Raw genomic sequence first — 16,978 nt, 5'->3', positions numbered from 1 at the left:
AAAGGGAATGCCATGGCGCGTAAGCAATCCGACTATCTGGCCGCCCTTCTCTCCGACGAGCCCGAGGCGGCAGCGGCAACGCCCGTCGAGCCGGAGGAGGCAGGCCCGCCCGCATCGCCCCTCTCCCCCTCCTCCTCCCCCTCCTCTGGCCCGGCCGCGCCGCGCCAGGATCGCGCCCGCGGCACCACCCTGCTCGGCCGCGAATCCGCCCTTGCCCGCCTGGCCTCGGGCGAGGTGCGGCAGGTCACGCAATTGCTGCTCGACCCGGCGAAAGTCCGGATCTGGAGCGGCAATGCCCGCCTCTATGCGCATCTCAATGAGGAAAATTGCCGCGAACTGATCGACTCGATCATCGCGGAGGGCGGGCAGAAGGTGCCCGCCGTGGTCCGCCGGATAGAGGGCGATCCCGATCATGATTATGAGGTGATCGCCGGCACCCGCCGCCACTGGTCGATCAGCTGGCTGCGCGCCAACAGCTATTCCGACATGATGTTCGTGGCGCAGGTCGCCCAGCTCGACGATGAGGCCGCCTTCCGCCTCGCCGACCTCGAAAACCGCGCCCGCAAGGACGTCTCGGACCTCGAACGCGCGCGCAACTATGCCGATGCGCTCAAGGCCCATTATGGCAGCCACCTGACCCGCATGGCCGAACGGCTGAAGCTCTCCAAGGGATGGCTCAGCAAGATGATCAAGGTGGCGGGCATCGAGGACGCGGTGATCGACGCCTTCGCCTCCCCGGCCGACGTCCAGTTGAAGCCCGCCTATGCGCTGGCCCAATCGCTCGACGACCCCAAGGGCGCGCCCGCCATCCGCGCGGAGGCGAACCGCCTCGCCTCCGAACAGCGCGCGCTGCGGTCGGCGGGCGCCGCGCCCATCCCGGCCTCGGATGTGCTCAAACGCCTGCTCGACGCCCCCCGCGCCGCCCAGTCGGCCCCCAGGGAAGAACCCTTCACCTGGACCACCCACTATGGCCGTCCGGCGCTGACGGTCCAGTCGGTCAACCGCCAGGGCGTCACCATCCGCCTCCACGCCGGTTCGGGCGCGGACATGGAAACGCTCGCCACCGCGCTGCGCGACACGCTCGAACATCTCGAACGGCAGGGCATGGGGCTCCAGCGCTGATGGAAAGCGGGGGGCACAGGACATATGACGGAAGCGAAAGGCCGGTCGAACCGGCGGCTTCCGCCCTGCCCCCCGTTTCCCCGGGGAAACATCAGCCCCTTGTCCCCGCCGCCCCATGGGAAACACGTCCGCTGTTTCCCCGGGGAAACAGCCGATCCCCCATCCCCCCGGCCACCAGCCCGCCCTCGCCGGCATCCCCGGCCAGCGCCGCCAGCTTGGCCTGGTCGCCGCACGGCCGCAGCCACGCATCGGCTCCCATCCCGACATGCGCCCCTCATTCCATAACTCCCGTCCATTCTCCGGAACGTTCTTGGAATAGCCCCCGCGCGCCCCTCCCCTCCTCTGCCGCATCACACCATGGGCTGACGCTCATCTTCAGGACCCGCCCATGACCCGCGCTTCCAGGACCGAGATCACCGACCAGTTCGAACTCTTCCTCCCCTATATCGCGGACATGCCCCTGCGCGACCAGCGCGAGATGATGGAGCGCCCCTTCTTCAGCCTCGCCAAGTCCAAGCGGGTCAAGCCGATCGACTACACCTCCCCCGACGGCAAGGCCTGGGTCCATGTCTCGGCCAATCCGGACTATGGCATGGCCACCATCTGGGATGCCGACATACTGATCTACTGCGCCTCCGTCCTGGCCGACATGGCGCGCCGCGGCCTCAACGACATCCCGCGCAAGCTGCACCTCATGCCCTATGACCTGCTGCGCGCCATCCACCGCCCGACGACCGGCCGCGCCTATGAACTGCTCGGCCAGTCGCTCGACCGGCTCGTCTCCACCACGATCAAGACCAACATCCGCGCCGAAAACCGCCGCGAAGCGACCTTCAGCTGGCTCGACGGCTGGACCCAACTGGTCGACGAACGCACCGAACGCTCCCGCGGCATGACCATCGAACTCAGCAACTGGTTCTATGAAGGCGTGCTGATGCAGGGCGGGGTGCTCAGCATCGACCGCGCCTATTTCGACCTGACCGGCGGCCGCGAACGCTGGCTCTACAAGGTCGCGCGCAAACATGCCGGCGGGGCAGGGGAGGGGGGCTTCGCCATCTCCATGCCCACCCTCTTCGAAAAGTCTGGGGCCGAAGGCGCCTATCGCCGCTTCAAATTCGAAATCGCCAAGATCGCCGAACGCGATCCCCTGCCCGGCTATACGGTCGAACTGGAACAGCCCGACGGCAAGCGTGAACCGTCGCTCCGCATGCGCCGCCGCCCCCAGGCCGATCCGCTCCCGGCAACCGTCGCCCGCCGACCGGCGACGGCCTCGCAATCCACCCCTCCCAAGACAACGCCGTCCCCCGCACCAACCGACGCCGACATGCTGGTCGATGCCGGCAGCATGATCCGCCGGACCCTGGCCGGAATGTCCGCCAAGGCCAGCGCCGGGGAGATCACGGACGCGACCATGGCGACCCTGCGCGCCGACTATCCCGGCTGGGACTATCAGACGCTCCATCAGGAGTTTCGCGACTGGCTCGAAGCCGACCCCACCCGCACGCCTGTCAATTATCAGAAGGCGTTCATCGGCTTCGTCCGCCGCTTCCACGAGAAGAACCGCCACCGCCTCTAGAGCATCGTGCGCAAAAGCGGGAACCGGTTTTGCGCTTAAAAGGATACGACAACAAAAGCCTGGAGCGCGCGGCCTGCGTATGATTTAACGCAGCGCGCTCCAGAGCGGGTTTCGCTCCGATTCCATCAGGTCGCCGCTCCACATTCCCCGTCTTCCGCGATTCCCGCCAGATTCGGAACCGGTCGCCTGGAAATCGCTCCAGAGCGCGCTGCATTAACCGGACGCAGGTCGTCACATCCTTTCAAGCAGAAAACCGGCCCTGCGATGCCGAGCCGCATCCCAAAAGGCCAAACCGCTTGACCAAAACCGGCCCAAAACTCGCGCCATATCCCGACCCTGCAATTCAGCCGACGCACCCCATGCCCATGCAACGCCGAAATGCCGGGGAGGGCGTTCCCGAAGTGTCGGGTAGCGCTGATGGGAAAGGACAACCCGTCAAACACCCCGATAGCGGACCTCAATCCGCCCCGGAATTTGAACGTCCTTTCCAACACCCCCCTCCAATATGATTCAATCCCCCACCCACCGACAACAGCAAATCGCATGCTTCGACACTCCGGGAACACCCTTCGCCCCTTTAGGAACGTTTCCCCGACATTTCAGGAACGCCAGCGTCGACACTATAGGAACGGACCAACGATCCTATGGGAACAGCGATCCAACGCCGACTCGTGCTCTTATGGCGATTCGCCTCCCGCATCCCCGCCCAGTAACTCTTTAACTTTCCTAGAAACCTTATAACCTGGGCGAGACATATTTTTGGCAAGAAACTGGATGAGAAGCCTTGGGCAGCGCCGTCTAATGCCGCCCTGTCAGTCTTTCGACCTGCGCTACCAGTTTCGTCGCGCCCTGGTGCGAAACGCCCAGCAGCCGCGCGACCGCCATCTTGCTCAGCCCCGGATAGGCCAGCTCAAGCCGCATCAGCAACGGGGCCTTGCTCCGCCGCGTCACCTCCAGTTCCACCGGCAGCCGAGCCAGCTTCGCCTCCAGCCGATCCAGTTCTATCAACCCCTGCGCCGCCTGGCGCGCGACCATGGCGGCAATCTCTCCCGCCAAAGAAGCGGCATCGTCCGGCAGGAAGCGCGGCAACCCGACAAGGCAGGGCAGGTGACGCAGGCTGAGCCCCGCCGCCACGAAGGCGCCGGGAAGGTGGCAGGCAAGCACCCAGCCCATATCAAACCGTCGCGGATCGATGCGCCATTGCCGCCCGTCGGCCGTCGTCACCAGATGCCCCTCGGTGACGGGCGTATCGAGGCTCCCCCTCGCATCGATCAGCCGCTGCGCGACCGCCGGCAGGGTGCCGGCAGTGTAGGGGGCGTCCAGCAGCATCTGGGCCATGCGCCACGCCGGGCCGAAGCGGACCAGATCCTCGGGCGCCCACAATCCCACCTCCTTGCGGTCGTCAAGCAAGGTGCGGGAGATGTTGAGGGTCGCGCGCGCGACCGGGTCCCGGTCATCGCCTGCCGACAGCGCAAAATGGAAGAGCGCGGCGACGGAAAGCGGATCGTTGAGCCCCTCGCTATGGCGCGGCGGCGGCGTCCGCCCGCAAATCCAGTTCTGAAGCTCCGCAACCGACACCGGCACGCCGGCAAAGCCCGACAGCATGGAGGCGCCCTTCAGCCTTGCCCTGGCCAGCCAGACATCGGTCGCCGGGCTGTTGCAAAGCCGCCCGTCGAGCCGCCCGAGAAGAAGCAGGGCATGATCCGGCGAAGCTGAAAAATCCTGCATTTCCCATGGATAGCGCAAGATGGACTACAACCAAAGAGGCGAGTTGGTTGTATATGCTATGATGGTGGGGAAGGCAGCTGCTCCGTCTGATCGACGGCGAATGGCCACGCTCTTTCTTATGCCATAATGCAGTAACGCCCGCCAGCGTCAATCGAACATCCAAAGTGGGGACCCGAACAAAAGCCCTGAAATAAGACGACGCCCCTCTCGGACACGTCCGTCGGGTAAAGGCGAAAGGGGAGGGCATCCAACCGATCCGCAAAACGGGAACAAAAGAGGAAATAGTGCTATTTTGCCCTGGGAAGCCCGTCAGGCACCGGTGGGCAGTCAAATATAGACAAGCTCATCGACACCGCCCTTTGCCTTTCAGAGAGCTTCCCAGCCTGCCCAAATTTTAGGCACTAGGCCCATCGATCTGTTCTCCCGTCCCACAGGAACAATGCGCCGGCTGCCGTAGCTCCTATCCTGCTGGGGATCGCGAACGTCATAGAGCCGCACGCGATGGATAGGGCGGCATCGATTCACCCCACGATGACCTGCTGCGGAGAAACTCATCATCATATCAAAGGAACAGGAACGGATGCCGCAACACGCCCGGCCTATATTCGATCGCCCCCGACGGGAGCAGGCAAGGGCACCGCCTGATCGACCGGACAACTGAAAGTCCCCGCAGAGGATCATGGGATATATTCATGATCCAGTGCAGCAATCTTCACCGGCATCCGGCCTTTGACAATCGCAAAACGGAGTCAGGCACGACCAAAGCCCGTCCATGACCATTATAGGGCATCCCAATCGAAGAGCCCGTTATCCCGAGAGGCACGGAGCGATATCATCCAGCGAAGACTTTCACCCATCGGATCATCTTGCATTGCTGGCAAAGCTCGAACATTGCATCGCAAGGCAAGGGCGTCTCAATTGTGGTAATGGAGATGGATAGATCAACAGTTCAAGCCGCTGCCACCATTCTCGCCGCCTCCCGGTAATTGCGATTGCACAGCGCGATTTTCCGATAGCCTTGACCCCGCCGCCATCAATAAAGTCCAGCCCTCATCGGCCGCATCCTTGAAAGGAAAACGCCCCGAACGACATTTGCGTCGTTCGGGGCGTGATCTTGGTCGGCGGTCCGGATCGTCCGAACCGGCCAGACGTACAATCAGGCTTTTTCGGCCACAGGCGCCTTGGCGGACTTGGCTGCCGGCTTTTTCTTGGGAGCGGCCTTGGCGGGCGCCTTGGCAGGCGTTGCCGCCTTGCTTCCCGCCGCTGCCTTTTCCGCAGGCTTGGCAGCAGCCGGAGCGGCAGCGTCCTTCTTCGGCGCGGGCGCCGATGGCGTAGCGATGGAGAGGCGCTTGCGCGATGCGGCGGGCTTGGCAGCCGGAGCCTTGGCGGCGGGCGCCTTGGCAGCAACCGGCTTCGCCTCGGCAGGCTTCGTTGCGGGCGCCTTTGCCTCAGGGGCCTTTGCCGCCGGGGCTTTCGCTTCCGCAGGCTTGGGAGCGGACGTCTTCGCAGGGGCCTTGGCCGCCGCCGGCTTGGCAGGCGCTGCCTTTGCAGGTGCTGCCGTTGCAGGCGCAGCCTTGGGAGCAGCGGCCGCCTTCGGAGCCGCTTCGGCCGGCTTCTTGGCATTCACCGGCTTGCGGCCAAGGCCAAGCTTCGTCGCGACGGCGCGCCGCGCTTCCGAATAGTTGGGCGCGACCAGCGGATAGGACTTCGGCAGGCCATAGCGTTCGCGATAGTCATTGGGCGACAGGCCATGGCTGGCCAGGTGGCGCTTCAGCGTCTTGTACGGCTTGCCGTCGATCATGCTCAGAATATGTTCGGGCGAAGACAGGCTTTTGCGGACCGACACGGCCGGCGTGTAAGTCGGCGCCGCCTCCTCCTGGGGCTTTGCGGCAAGATCATCAGTCAAGGCCAGACGCGTGGTCCGAATGAGGTCGGCAAGACCTTCGCTCGCTACATTATTGTTGGAGACAAAGGCACTCACCAGCTGAACAGTGAGCGTCGTGATGTCAGGCTGGTTGTTTTCAGACATTGGCCCCGCTTCCCATCTTTGAGTAATAGAAGCGGCCTTTTGCGCGGTTTTGCGTTAAATGTAAATCCGAAACGACTTGACAGCCCGTCCGCATGCTGTCGAACAGGAACAAACAAGCTCATTTTGTTTCGAGATGGGACAGCCTGACCGCGCAATTCCGTCCGCCGGGGTGGAACCATCTTCGCCATATCATTCGCCAGTCAACGGCGCGAAGGCAGGGCGCCTTGAACAGCATAGGCAGGGCGCTCATCTATATTCGCCTGCCCAGTACCAGTGTTCGACCGGCGGGCGACAATATTTGTCGACAGCGAAACCTGTTCTGCACAAAAAAAAAGGCCGGTCTTTCGACCGGCCTACTGAGTTTAGGAGAGGATGCCTGAAAGGCACCCGCCAAATGGCGCGCCGGACTTCCAATGGCAAATGCGAAGCGCGGCGATGTGATTGCGTTGCGCGCAATTCCCGGCGCCGGCTTCATATCGCACCATGTCGGAATGCCCTGCCACGGACGGCGCATCGTTCAGGGCGAACGCTTCGCGACGAACGTCCATGCCGCGTGCGACGCACCCGGCAAAGATCGCGCATATGTCTGAAAAGGGCAGGGCGGGGGTCCATCCCGCCAGACTGGCGCGCGCCCCGCCGGTACGACAGGGGCGCGCCATTCGATCAAGGAAGGGATGGCGGCCCGTTCGTCCGGGCCGATCCTTCCGATCTTGCATCGATGAAGACTTGGGCGGCCAGGCGCGGCCGCCGAAGATCGTCTTCAGCCGTTCAGCTGGTCCTTCACGGCCTTGGCCGGGGTAAAGGTCAGCTTCTTCGAGGCGGCGATCTGGATCACGGCGCCGGTCGACGGATTGCGGCCTTCGCGAGCGGGCTGGTCCTTGACCTTGAACTTGCCAAATCCGTTCAGCGAAACTTCCTCGCCCTTCGCGGCGGCACCGGCGATGGCGGAGAAGACGCCGTCGACATATTTGCGCGCGTCGGCCTTGGTCAGGCCATGGTCGGCGGCCAGTGCTTCGGCGAGTTCAGTATTGTTCATGATGATCTCCCTTTCGTGGACGGATGGTCTTAACCTGTCTCTTCGCACTCAACTAGCCCCTTTGCGACCGGCGAACAGCGAAAATCGGCAGTAAAATCGCGTTATTGGCGCTTTCGGATGGGAAAATGACCCCGACCGGAGCCTTCGGGCCGCCTTTCCCGCCGGCGGCAACTCCTCCGCCCGGGTTCCGATCCGCCACACGAGCAGGCATTTCGCCCGTGAAAAGGGCCCTCCGGGCGGCTGTTCCGCCAAAATGGTCGCAATTGTCGCGCGCCCCGCCCGCGCCGTGCCGGGGGTGGACCGCCAAGGGCGGGACTTTGGCCCGGCGCAGCCCTTTTACAAAAGCTTGCGGATAGAACCGATCCGGTCGCGGTTGCAGATGAAGGCCGCGTCATTTTCTCCCATCCTTCCTGCACGGCGGCCCCTTGCGGCCGGAATGGCGTGGGACGATGTGGCGGCAGAGCATGGCGGGGATGGGGTGGTGCAGGCGCGCGGCGCGGGCGGTCGTGGTGGGCCTCGGGCTGATGCTGGCGGTCCCTGCGGCGGCGCAGGACGCAGCGCCCGGCCAGCAAAGCGCCGCCCCGATCATCGACCGCGACCGCACCGACCGGCTCGAACCGCAGATCGCGCCTCCGCCTGTCGCCGCGCCGCGCCCGGCGCCCTCGGTCCAGGTCGCGCCCGCGGCTTCCTCCGCGGCCCAGACGCTGCTGACGCGGCTTATCTATAGCGGAACGACGCTGCCCAAATCCCGGCTCGATGCCGCCACTTCCCCCTTTATCGGTCGGCCGCTGACCGGTGAAACGCTCCAGGCCATCGCTCATGCGATCAGTGCGACCTATGCGAAGAGCGACATCGCCTTCTATTCCGTCTCCATTCCGCCCCAGCTGCCTGGCGGCGGCGTCCTGACCGTCCGTCTGGTCGAGGGGCGGGTCAGGGATTATCGCCTCGCGGGCATGTCGCCCAGCATGCCCGCCGGGCTGATCGCCGCGCATATGCGCCGGCTGATGCGGGACGCGCCGCTGCGCAGGAGCCGTCTGGAACGGACATTGGCGCTGCTGCGCGACATTCCGGGGCAGACGGTCGACGCCCGGCTGCGCCAGTCGGGCGCGCCCGGCGATCTCCTGATCGACCTCATCGTCAAGCGCAAGCAGGTGCAGATCGGCCTCACGATCGACAATAGCGGGGTCAGCAATGTCGTGCAGGGCGTGCAGGCGCAGATGTCGGTCACGGTCAACGGCCTTGCGCGCGAAGGCGACAGCACGCGCATCGCCGGCTACCTGCCCTTCTATCCCGACCGCTATCAATATTATTCGCTCAGCCACAGCACGCCCATCGGCAGCAATGGCCTGACCCTGGCCGCGCAGGCCGCCCATGTCGAAACCCGTTCGCGCGACAGCAGGACGACGGGTGAGGCGACATTGGCCGGCCTGACGCTCAGCTATCCCGTGCTGCGGTCGACAAAGTCCCAACTGTCCGTCACGGCGTCCCTCGACGGCATCGACAGCGACAATTATTTCCTCGACATCCGCTTCGGGGATTACCGGTCGCGGGCGCTGCGCCTGGGGGCCTCCTGGTCCCGCGCCGACGCAAGGAACGGCTATGCGGTTTCCACGGTCGTCAGCCAGGGGATCGACGCGCTGGGCGCCCGGCCCTTCACCGGCTTTTCCGAAACCGGCTTCACCAAGGTCAATGTTCAGGCCATCGCAGTGAAGGGGATCAGCAGCAGGCTCAGCCTCCGGACTTCGGTCAAGGGCCAATATTCGAAAGACGATCTTCCGGTGACGGAGCGCTTTCCGCTGGGCGGCCGGGGCGCGGGCATGGCCTTTCGCACCGGAACGCTGACGGCGGAACAGGCCCTTGCCGGCAGCGCCGAACTCTCTTGGTCGCTGCCCGCCCGGTCGCCTGTGCTGAAGGCCAGCGCGCTGTTCGTCGCGCTTGACGGTGCGCTGGCGCATGGCACGGCGCGGCCCGCCTACCGCCTCGCGGCGCGGGACTACAGCCTTGCATCGGCGGGGGGCGGGCTGCGGCTGGGCCTGGGCGCGAAATGGCGGGTCAGCGCGGAAGTGGCCGTGCCGGTCAAGCGGCCCGACCCGACCCTCAGCCGCAAGGCGCGGTTTTTCTTCGGGGTGGGGCGGGCATTTTGATCCGTCCTTTTGCGAATACGCAAAAACAAGAAAATGGGAAGCAAGACATGAACAATGTGTGGGAGGTATGGCCCTCGGCCCTGACCGGGGCCGAATGCGACGCCATCGTCAAGCGCGCGGCGCTCTATCAGCCGGAAAGCGCGACCGTCGGCTTCGCGCAGGCGGTGCGCAGCGATCATGCATATCGCTCGTCCACCATAAGCTGGCTGGACGTTCATCGCGACAAGGACATTGTCGACCGGCTGATGCAGTTCGTCCATTCTTCCAACCGCACCAATTTCGGGATCGACATCGCCGGCCCCTATGAACTGCAATATACCGAATATCATGGGCGGGCTCAGGGCAAATATGACTGGCATCAGGATGTGTGGCTGGAATCCTCCCGCCCCTTCGACCGCAAGCTGTCGGTGGTGGTGCAACTGTCCGACCCGGATGAGTATGAGGGCGGCGCCTTCGAATTTTTCGGCCTTCAGCAGCCGGGCGTCAATTTCGCGCCACGCGGCAGCATGCTGATCTTCCCCTCCTTCCTCCAGCATCGCGTCCTGCCGGTGACCAGAGGCGTCCGCCGCAGCCTGGTGAGCTGGATCGAAGGGCCCCGGTGGCGCTAGAGCCAATCGACATTCAGCCCTGACGGCCTGCAAATGACGCTTTTCCGTGCTTCCGGTGCTTACCTACCTTGAGTAGGCTGCGCTCCGGGTCACGGAAAACCACCCTTTTACCTTCGGTGGCCTTCGGCTCGGCTCGTCATCATCTGAATGTCGATTGGCTCTAAGCCGCCGCTGACGGTCCGATCCTCCGATCTCTGATCTTCCGGCGATCGAACCACGATCGGCGCGGCCCGCATGGATGCGCGCCGACCGCAGCCGCAACCCATGCCTTCCGTCGCCGCTTCGAAGGAAAATGGACCATATCGGAAGCAATTCCGCGAAGGACGATTTGCTTGCCCTGAACCCGGCTTTGCGGACGAGGGACCTTAAGGATGCCGCCAAAAGCCGCCGGATATGCGGATTCCCTGATCTTTCGACCAGCTTTGCGCAGGCGGCAACAGGCTTTTGCGCGCTGAACCGGGACCAATATCGGCAAAGCCGGCCGTTCTGACCAGACCGGTTTCTTCTTGACGCGGCGATAAGGACTGCCGGGCCTAACTTGCTCCCGTTGCGATCTGCTCGCAGGAAAACAGGGAGTCTTGCAATGCCACGTTATGGATCGGTCCGGTCGGGACGGCACTATCTGCTGTGCGCCACGGCGATACCTCTTCTTTTGCTCAGCGCCTGCGCCGACGGCGTGGGCTTCGACATAGGGGCGGGCGGCGGCCAGTCCCCCTCCGGTCCCAGCGGCCCGACAGGTCCGACAAGTCCCACCGGCCCGACCAACCCGTCCGGTCCCTCGGGTCCATCCGGCCCGTCCGGTCCCTCCGGTCCCAGCGGCCCCACGGGTCCGGGCGGCCCCGCCGGTCCCACCAGCCCAACCGGCCCAGCAGGCCCGACCGGCCCCTCCGGTCCCGTGGGCCCCGGCGGTCCGACCGGCCCAGGCGGCCCCACTGGACCCACTGGCCCGACCGGCCCCGGCGGACCCACCGGTCCCGGCGGCCCGACTGGTCCTGCCGGACCCACCGGACCCACCGGTCCGACCAGCCCCACCAGCGGCGGATCGATCATCGGGGCTTCCATCGGCAATCTGCCGGTGGTCGGGCCCACCGGTCCCGGATCGCTGATCGGCGTCAACGTCCTGCCGGGCGACAGCCAGGCGACCGGCAGCGTGGCCACCGTCGATCTGCTGACAGGCGACGGCACCGTCGCCCAGCTCGCCCTGCCGACCACGCCCCAGAGCGTGCAGCAGGGGCTGGCGCCGGTCGGCACGCTCGCAGGCGGCCTGCTCGGCGCACCGGCGGGGGAAGCGGTGACGCAGCTCACCGACGGTCTCTCCCCCACGGTGGCGGCCGTCACCTCGACGGTCGGCCAGCTCACCACGCCGCTGCTCGATACGGTCAACGGCGCGCTTTCGCCCGTCACCGGTCCGCTGGTGGGCGACAATGGCGTCCTCGCGCCCGTGACGGGGCTGGTCGAAAATGCGGTGGGCGGCCTGACCGGCGCTCCGGGCGGCGTCGGCGGCGATCCTTCCGCCGCACTGGGCGGACCGCTTGTCGGCGCGAATGTCGGCGGCAATGTCCTGACCGGCGCCTCTACGCCCGGCACGCTTGTCGGGGTCAACCTGCTGCCGTCGGACGGCGGCGCGGCTGCCGGACAATTGGCGACGGTCGATGTCCTGACGCAGGGCAATCTGGTCGACATCGCCGTGCCGACGACCGCGGCCGGGGTAGAGGCCGGATTGCAACCGGTCGGCAACCTGGCCGGGGGTCTCCTTGGCCCGCAGGCCGAAGCGACCGTCACTCAGGTCACCAGCGCCGTCGCCCCCGTGGTCGCGGCCGCCACCAGCACGGTCGACAGCGTCGCCGCGCCCCTGCTCGACACCGTCAACAGCCTGGCCCCGGCGCTGCCCGGAGGAGAAAGCGGTTCCCCGCTCGCGCCCGTGACCGGCCTGGCCGGCGGCCTGCTGGGAGCAGGGGAGGGGACCGGCGGCAATGCCCTGGCCCCCGTCACCGGCCTGCTGAACGGCGCGCTGGCCCCGGCGACCGGATCGGGTTCCGCCACGGCGCCCGTGACCGGCCTGCTCGGCGGGCTGCTCGGGGGCGGCAACTGACGCGGCGGCGCGGCCCGCCATGGTCCTCATGCATGGCGGGCCGCACGCCGACGATGCTCTCCCCCATAGCCCCCGGGGGAAGGGCGGGGGCGAGGAGGCAGTGGGCGCACTGCCTCCTCAAACCGATTCCGAACGCAGGCCGGCACGCTTTGCGTTCACGCAAAAATCTTCGCCAAAGGGGAATATCATCTTGCCGAACCGCCTTTTCTTCATCCGCCGCCTGATCGATGGCGCTGCGGCCCTGCTGCTGCTCAATGCCCAGCCCGCCATGGCCGGTCCCTACGCGCCCTATGCCGTAACGCCGGGCGAAACCGCGGTGGGAACGATGCTGGACGCGGCGACGCACGCACCCGGCGGCGACCGCGCGGCCATGCTCGCATCGATCGACGCCCTGCCGACGGCCGCGGCGCGTGCCGATGCGCTGGGCCAGCTCTCGCCGCGCAGCTATTCGCTGCTGCCCCGCCTGTCGATCCAGTCGATGGACGCCGCCGACCGGGAAATCCGCTCCTGGCTGGCCGAACGGCGCAGCATCGCCATCGATGCGCCGGCCGATGTTCCGGCCAGCGGCGACCGCACCATCACCATGATGCTGAGCGGAGGGATAAAGCGGGCGAGCTATAAGGCGCGCGTCGACCGCCCCGAAGCGGAATCCGACAGCCGGTCGCTGCGCTTCGCCGTCGATGTGAAGCCCGTGCCCGGCCTCATCGTCGGCGCGACCCTGGGCATCGACGGCATCGATGCGCGGCTCGACCCGGCGCGGCGCCCCCGCATCAGCCAGTTCAACAGCCAGATCGGTTCCTATGCCAGCTATAGCGACGGCCGCTTCTATGTCGACGCGACGGCGGCCTATACGCTCTCCGAATATAAGCTGCGGCGCCAAATCGGCTGGGCGGGCTTTACCGGGCGGCTGGTGGCGCCCGTGGACGGCGACGGCTGGGCCGCATCGGGCGAGGCGGGCGCGATGCTGCGCGCAGGCCCGGTCCGGATACAGCCCTTCGCCGGCCTGCACCATCGCTATGCCGATGTCAGCGGCTTCGTCGAAAATGGCGGACCCGCCGCGCTGGAGGTCGCCGCCTTCCGCACCAGATCGCTTCGCGGCGCGTTGGGCGCGCGCATCTCCGCCAATGCGACGCAAGGCGGCTGGACCCTTCGCCCCTCGGTCGAGGCGCAATGGCAGCGCGAACTGCGCAGCCGCCCCGACAGCCGAATAGAGGCCCGCTTCGCCACCCGCGACTTGCCCATCTTCACGCTGCGTCCCACCCGGCTGGCGCGTGACGCGGGCCTGGTGAATGCCGGGATCAGCGCGACCTGGAACAACCGCACCACGTTCCGCCTGGGCTATGCGGGCGAGTTCGGTTCCGACCGCCATGTCCACGCGGCGGCGCTGACGGTCGGACGGCGTTTCTAGGCAAAAGGGATTGCTCCGAAACGAACCGGATTCCGCGCCACAATCGTGCATATCCCGCTATTGCGTGGGCCTGCTCACGCAAAGGAAGTGATCCATGGCCCGCTTCATCCGCGACATATTGGCGACCCTTTCCCACGAACCCGCCGGCAGGGGCCCGCCCGATCAGCAGGCGCTCAGCCGCCTCGACCAGCGGCTCGCGCCTTTCGCGGACAAGGGGCCGGGATCGCGCGGCACGATTTCGATCCAGCCGGACGAATGTTCGGTCTGGGACGGCAATCCGCGCGACCAGCCGGGACTGACGGCGGACGGCTGCCGGTCGCTGATCGATTCCATCGCCAGCGAAGGCGGCAACCGCATCCCCGTCCTCGTGCGCCTCAATCCGCCGGGTTCGGACCGGCCCTATCAGCTTCTGGTCGGCAGCCGCCGCCGTTTCGCGGTGGACTGGCTCAACCATAATGGGCGGCCGGAAATGCGGCTGGCGGCCCTGGTCGTCGACCTGTCGGACGAGGAAGCCTTCCGCCTTGCCGACATCGAAAATCGCGAGCGGGCGGACATCAGCGAACTGGACCGGGCGCGCAGCTATCAGCATGCGGTCGAACGCTTCTACGGCGGAGTGCAATCGCGCATGGCCGAAGCGCTCACCCTTTCCAACAGCCAGCTAAGCCGCCTGCTCGCCTTGGCGCAATTGCCGGAGGAGGTGGTGAACGCCTTCGCCACTCCCGATGAATTGCGCGTGCGCTATTCCGAAATCCTGACCCCGCTGCTGCGCCGTCCGGACCAGCGGGCGCGCATGATTGCCGAAGCGCAGTCCATCGGGGAACAGCAACAGGCGCTCGCGCGGGATGGCGGCCGCATGCTTTCCCCCGCGACGGTGCTGGCCCGGCTGCGCGATGCCGCCACGCCGCAGCCTTTGGAGGAAGCGCGCGACATGGCGATCGTCGCGGGCGGCGCGCGCATCGGCCGCCCCCGGCCCGGTCGAAGCGGCGGCCTGACCATCGACCTCAGCATATCGGAGGATGCCGATCTGGACGAACTGCTGGCGCGGCTGCGCGAAACCATCGTCGCGGCCCGCGCCGCGCCCGTCATGCAATAGGATCGCGATCGTTTCCGGAGCCTCAACAGGCGACTTTGCGTATACGCAAAAAGCCCGCGACCATTGATGCCGGCGCTCTATGAAGGCCCGGCGGCCTCCTTCCGGCCGTAAGTGGCGGCCAGATAGGCGGCGATCCGCTCGGCATCGGCAGGCTCGATCGGCGCGCCATAGACCTTGATCATCTTGCCGACGCTATCCTGCCAGAATTGCGCCCCCTTGCCGCGTGGCTGAGTGGTGACATAATCCAGCGAATGGCAGGCGGAACAGGTCGCCGCCGTCAGTTCCGCGCCGTCGCCGGGCGGCAGGACAATGGGTCGTTCGTCGGGCAGGCGATAGCCCGCGGCAGCCGCGCCGCTCGCGGCGAGAAGGGCGATGGGCAGCAGCGCTTTCACAGGGCGACGACCTCCACGGCTTCGACGACATTGCGCATATAGCCGGCGGGCTGCCAGAGCGGATCGAACGGCTGGACCTCTCCCGACCGGCCCGTCGCGCGGACGAGCATGCGATGGCGGCCGGGCGCCAGCCTCTGCGCCGACCGCCATGACCGGAAGCTGTAGCGGCCCAGATCCTCGCCCAGTTCGGCCTGCCGCCAGCTTGCGCCCCCGTCGGCGGAGATGTCGACCCGCGCGATTCCCGATCCGCCGTCGAACGCGATGCCGGACAGCGCCACCGGCTTGCCCGCCGCCACCTGCGCCCCGGACATATGGCTGGTGAGGAAGGACCGGATGTTGAGCCGGCCAATGGGCCGCGTCCTGTCCGGCTTGCCGCCGGGCGCGACGCAGGCGCAATCATTGTCGGGAATGCGATAGGCGGTCTTCATCCAATAGCCGTCATAGGCCGCGTCCACGACGTTGATCTCATGCAGATGCTTGATCCAATAGGTGCCGTAATGGCCCGGCACGACCAGACGCAACGGATAGCCGTTGAGAAAGGGCAGGTCCGCGCCGTTCATCGCCCAGGCCACCATCACCTCGCCATCGCGGGCATGGTCGACGTCCAGCGCCTTGATGAAGTCCGGGATGCCGTTGGCCTGCGGATTGTCGAGCCCGTTGAACGCAACCTGCCGCGCCCCCGCGCGCACCCCCGCGCGGTCCAGCAGCGCGCGAAGCGGAACGCCGCGCCAGCGGGCATTGCCCATCGCGCCATTGCCCAGCTGCCCGCCCCCGACACGCGGTTCGAAAAAGCCGCGCCCATTGCCGGAACATTGGTTGACCGCGACGATCTCCTGCACGGGAAAGTCGCGCTTCAATTCCGCGAGCGAAAGGGACAGCGGCCGCTCGACATGACCGCCCAGCGCCAGCCGGAACCGCCGCGCATCGATGTCGAGCGGCAAATCCGAAAGATGGTAGCGCACGAAGAAGGCATCATTGGGCGTGATCGGCCCGTCGAACAGCGCCAACGGCGTCTCCAGTTGCGGCGGCCGCGCGGTAAGGCCGATGAGCGCCCGCTTCTGCGGATAGCGGACCAAGGGCCGCTCGCCATTGCCGAAGGGCAGGGCGGCGTGGCCGTCACCGGCCCGCGCCCAGCCGGGCACCGGCAACATCGCCCCCGCCATGGCGGCGATAAGGCCGCGCCGATCCACCCCGTTCATGGTCCGTCCGTCCGCCATGGCTGTCCTGCCTGCACCTTCCTGCACTCTGATGATCGGAATGCGGCCGGTGATCCGGTGCGCGGTCTGGCTTTGTTTCTCTCGCCGCCCCGACGCCCCAGGGTCGGGCAACGCCGATCCGCTGTGGGTAGGATGCGGCGGCGGGCCAGTCAATCCGGGAGGTGCGGAGCTGCCTCGGCAGGATGGAAGCACGATCATCATTAGCGAAGCCCCGCCCCGCAAAACCATCTTGAACAGCCTCCGCCCTGTCCCTAATTTGGCGCGTGGCGGTCGCCGCCGGAAGGAAGAGAGGATTGGAAGAAAGGAGGCAAGCCCATGTCCCTCTCCCATTTTCAAGGCCCCTTCGAAGTGGCCCATCATCCCCAGTTGGAACCTGAAGTGAAGCGCGCGATCCTCGCATCCTGGGCTTCGGACGCCAATGCCGTGGAGGGCAATCCCGCCGTCAGGCGCCCGCCGCGGCACGATCGGCCGATCCCCATTGACGAGATTCTGGACGCGCTCCGCAAGGTGGATCGCAACCCCATATAGAGCAG

Annotated in this window: 14 protein-coding genes; 8 read left to right on the top strand and 6 right to left on the bottom strand. The window is 66.3% G+C overall.

Features of this window, described 5'->3' with window-relative positions; translation table 11 throughout:
* Positions 1 to 12: 12 nt before the first annotated feature.
* Positions 13 to 1,122, top strand: a complete 1,110-nt coding sequence (locus TZ53_RS08305; protein WP_044661012.1) for a ParB/RepB/Spo0J family partition protein — start codon at positions 13 to 15, stop codon at positions 1,120 to 1,122.
* Between the two features lie 91 nt (positions 1,123 to 1,213).
* Here the strand turns inward: TZ53_RS08305 and TZ53_RS26705 are convergent, their stop codons facing one another.
* On the bottom strand, positions 1,214 to 1,381 hold the full coding sequence (locus tag TZ53_RS26705; RefSeq protein WP_157009793.1) for a hypothetical protein: 168 nt from the start codon (positions 1,379 to 1,381) through the stop codon (positions 1,214 to 1,216).
* A gap of 129 nt (positions 1,382 to 1,510) precedes the next feature.
* On the opposite strand from TZ53_RS26705, the gene TZ53_RS08300 reads away from it, so the two are divergent.
* Entirely contained in the window at positions 1,511 to 2,698 is a 1,188-nt protein-coding gene (locus TZ53_RS08300) for a replication initiator protein A (protein WP_025552294.1), read from the top strand.
* A 798-nt stretch (positions 2,699 to 3,496) separates the two neighbouring features.
* On the opposite strand, the gene TZ53_RS08295 is transcribed toward TZ53_RS08300, so the two are convergent.
* From TZ53_RS08295 to TZ53_RS08285, 3 genes are all read right to left on the bottom strand, one after another.
* Positions 3,497 to 4,426: a hypothetical protein gene (locus TZ53_RS08295; protein WP_044661011.1), complete on the bottom strand. Its 930-nt coding sequence runs from the start codon at positions 4,424 to 4,426 to the stop codon at positions 3,497 to 3,499.
* A gap of 1,156 nt (positions 4,427 to 5,582) precedes the next feature.
* Positions 5,583 to 6,455, bottom strand: coding sequence for a MucR family transcriptional regulator (locus TZ53_RS08290; protein ID WP_037483436.1), 873 nt, complete (start codon positions 6,453 to 6,455; stop codon positions 5,583 to 5,585).
* Between the two features lie 760 nt (positions 6,456 to 7,215).
* A complete protein-coding gene (locus TZ53_RS08285; protein WP_007684484.1) occupies positions 7,216 to 7,491 on the bottom strand; it encodes an HU family DNA-binding protein in 276 nt (91 codons plus the stop codon).
* Positions 7,492 to 7,940: 449 nt separating this feature from the next.
* Here TZ53_RS08285 and TZ53_RS08280 point away from each other — a divergent pair, with 449 nt between their 5' ends.
* From TZ53_RS08280 to TZ53_RS08255, 5 genes are all read left to right on the top strand, one after another.
* On the top strand, positions 7,941 to 9,635 hold the full coding sequence (locus TZ53_RS08280; RefSeq protein WP_238320149.1) for a ShlB/FhaC/HecB family hemolysin secretion/activation protein: 1,695 nt from the start codon (positions 7,941 to 7,943) through the stop codon (positions 9,633 to 9,635).
* 47 nt (positions 9,636 to 9,682) lie between these two features.
* A complete protein-coding gene (locus TZ53_RS08275) occupies positions 9,683 to 10,243 on the top strand; it encodes a 2OG-Fe(II) oxygenase (protein WP_025550470.1) in 561 nt (186 codons plus the stop codon).
* A gap of 583 nt (positions 10,244 to 10,826) precedes the next feature.
* Positions 10,827 to 12,335, top strand: a complete 1,509-nt coding sequence (locus TZ53_RS27750) for a hypothetical protein (protein ID WP_044661010.1) — start codon at positions 10,827 to 10,829, stop codon at positions 12,333 to 12,335.
* A 190-nt stretch (positions 12,336 to 12,525) separates the two neighbouring features.
* Positions 12,526 to 13,743 carry an autotransporter outer membrane beta-barrel domain-containing protein gene (locus TZ53_RS08260; protein WP_044661009.1) on the top strand — a complete coding sequence of 406 codons (1,218 nt, stop codon included), beginning with the start codon at positions 12,526 to 12,528 and terminating at the stop codon, positions 13,741 to 13,743.
* Between the two features lie 94 nt (positions 13,744 to 13,837).
* The gene (locus tag TZ53_RS08255) at positions 13,838 to 14,836 is read left to right on the top strand and encodes a ParB/RepB/Spo0J family partition protein (protein ID WP_025550476.1); all 999 of its coding nucleotides are present in this window, start codon (positions 13,838 to 13,840) and stop codon (positions 14,834 to 14,836) included.
* Between the two features lie 77 nt (positions 14,837 to 14,913).
* Here TZ53_RS08255 and sorB read toward each other — a convergent pair whose 3' ends face one another.
* On the bottom strand, positions 14,914 to 15,228 hold the full coding sequence (gene sorB, locus TZ53_RS08250) for a SorB family sulfite dehydrogenase c-type cytochrome subunit (RefSeq protein WP_007684475.1): 315 nt from the start codon (positions 15,226 to 15,228) through the stop codon (positions 14,914 to 14,916).
* Positions 15,225 to 16,445 (bottom strand): SorA family sulfite dehydrogenase catalytic subunit, encoded by a 1,221-nt coding sequence (sorA, locus tag TZ53_RS08245; protein ID WP_025550478.1) that lies wholly within the window; start codon positions 16,443 to 16,445, stop codon positions 15,225 to 15,227. The genes sorB and sorA overlap by 4 nt, the downstream gene beginning before the upstream one ends.
* Positions 16,446 to 16,760: 315 nt before the next feature.
* Between sorA and TZ53_RS08240 the strand changes: the two genes are divergently transcribed.
* Complete coding sequence (locus TZ53_RS08240; protein ID WP_025550480.1) at positions 16,761 to 16,973, top strand: hypothetical protein; 213 nt, start codon at positions 16,761 to 16,763, stop codon at positions 16,971 to 16,973.
* Positions 16,974 to 16,978: the final 5 nt, after the last annotated feature.

This window comes from Sphingobium sp. YBL2 (assembly GCF_000943805.1).
GTDB lineage: Bacteria > Pseudomonadota > Alphaproteobacteria > Sphingomonadales > Sphingomonadaceae > Sphingobium > Sphingobium fuliginis.
The sequence above is the reverse complement of the archived record's forward strand: the minus strand, read 5'-3'. Positions and strand labels throughout refer to the sequence as shown.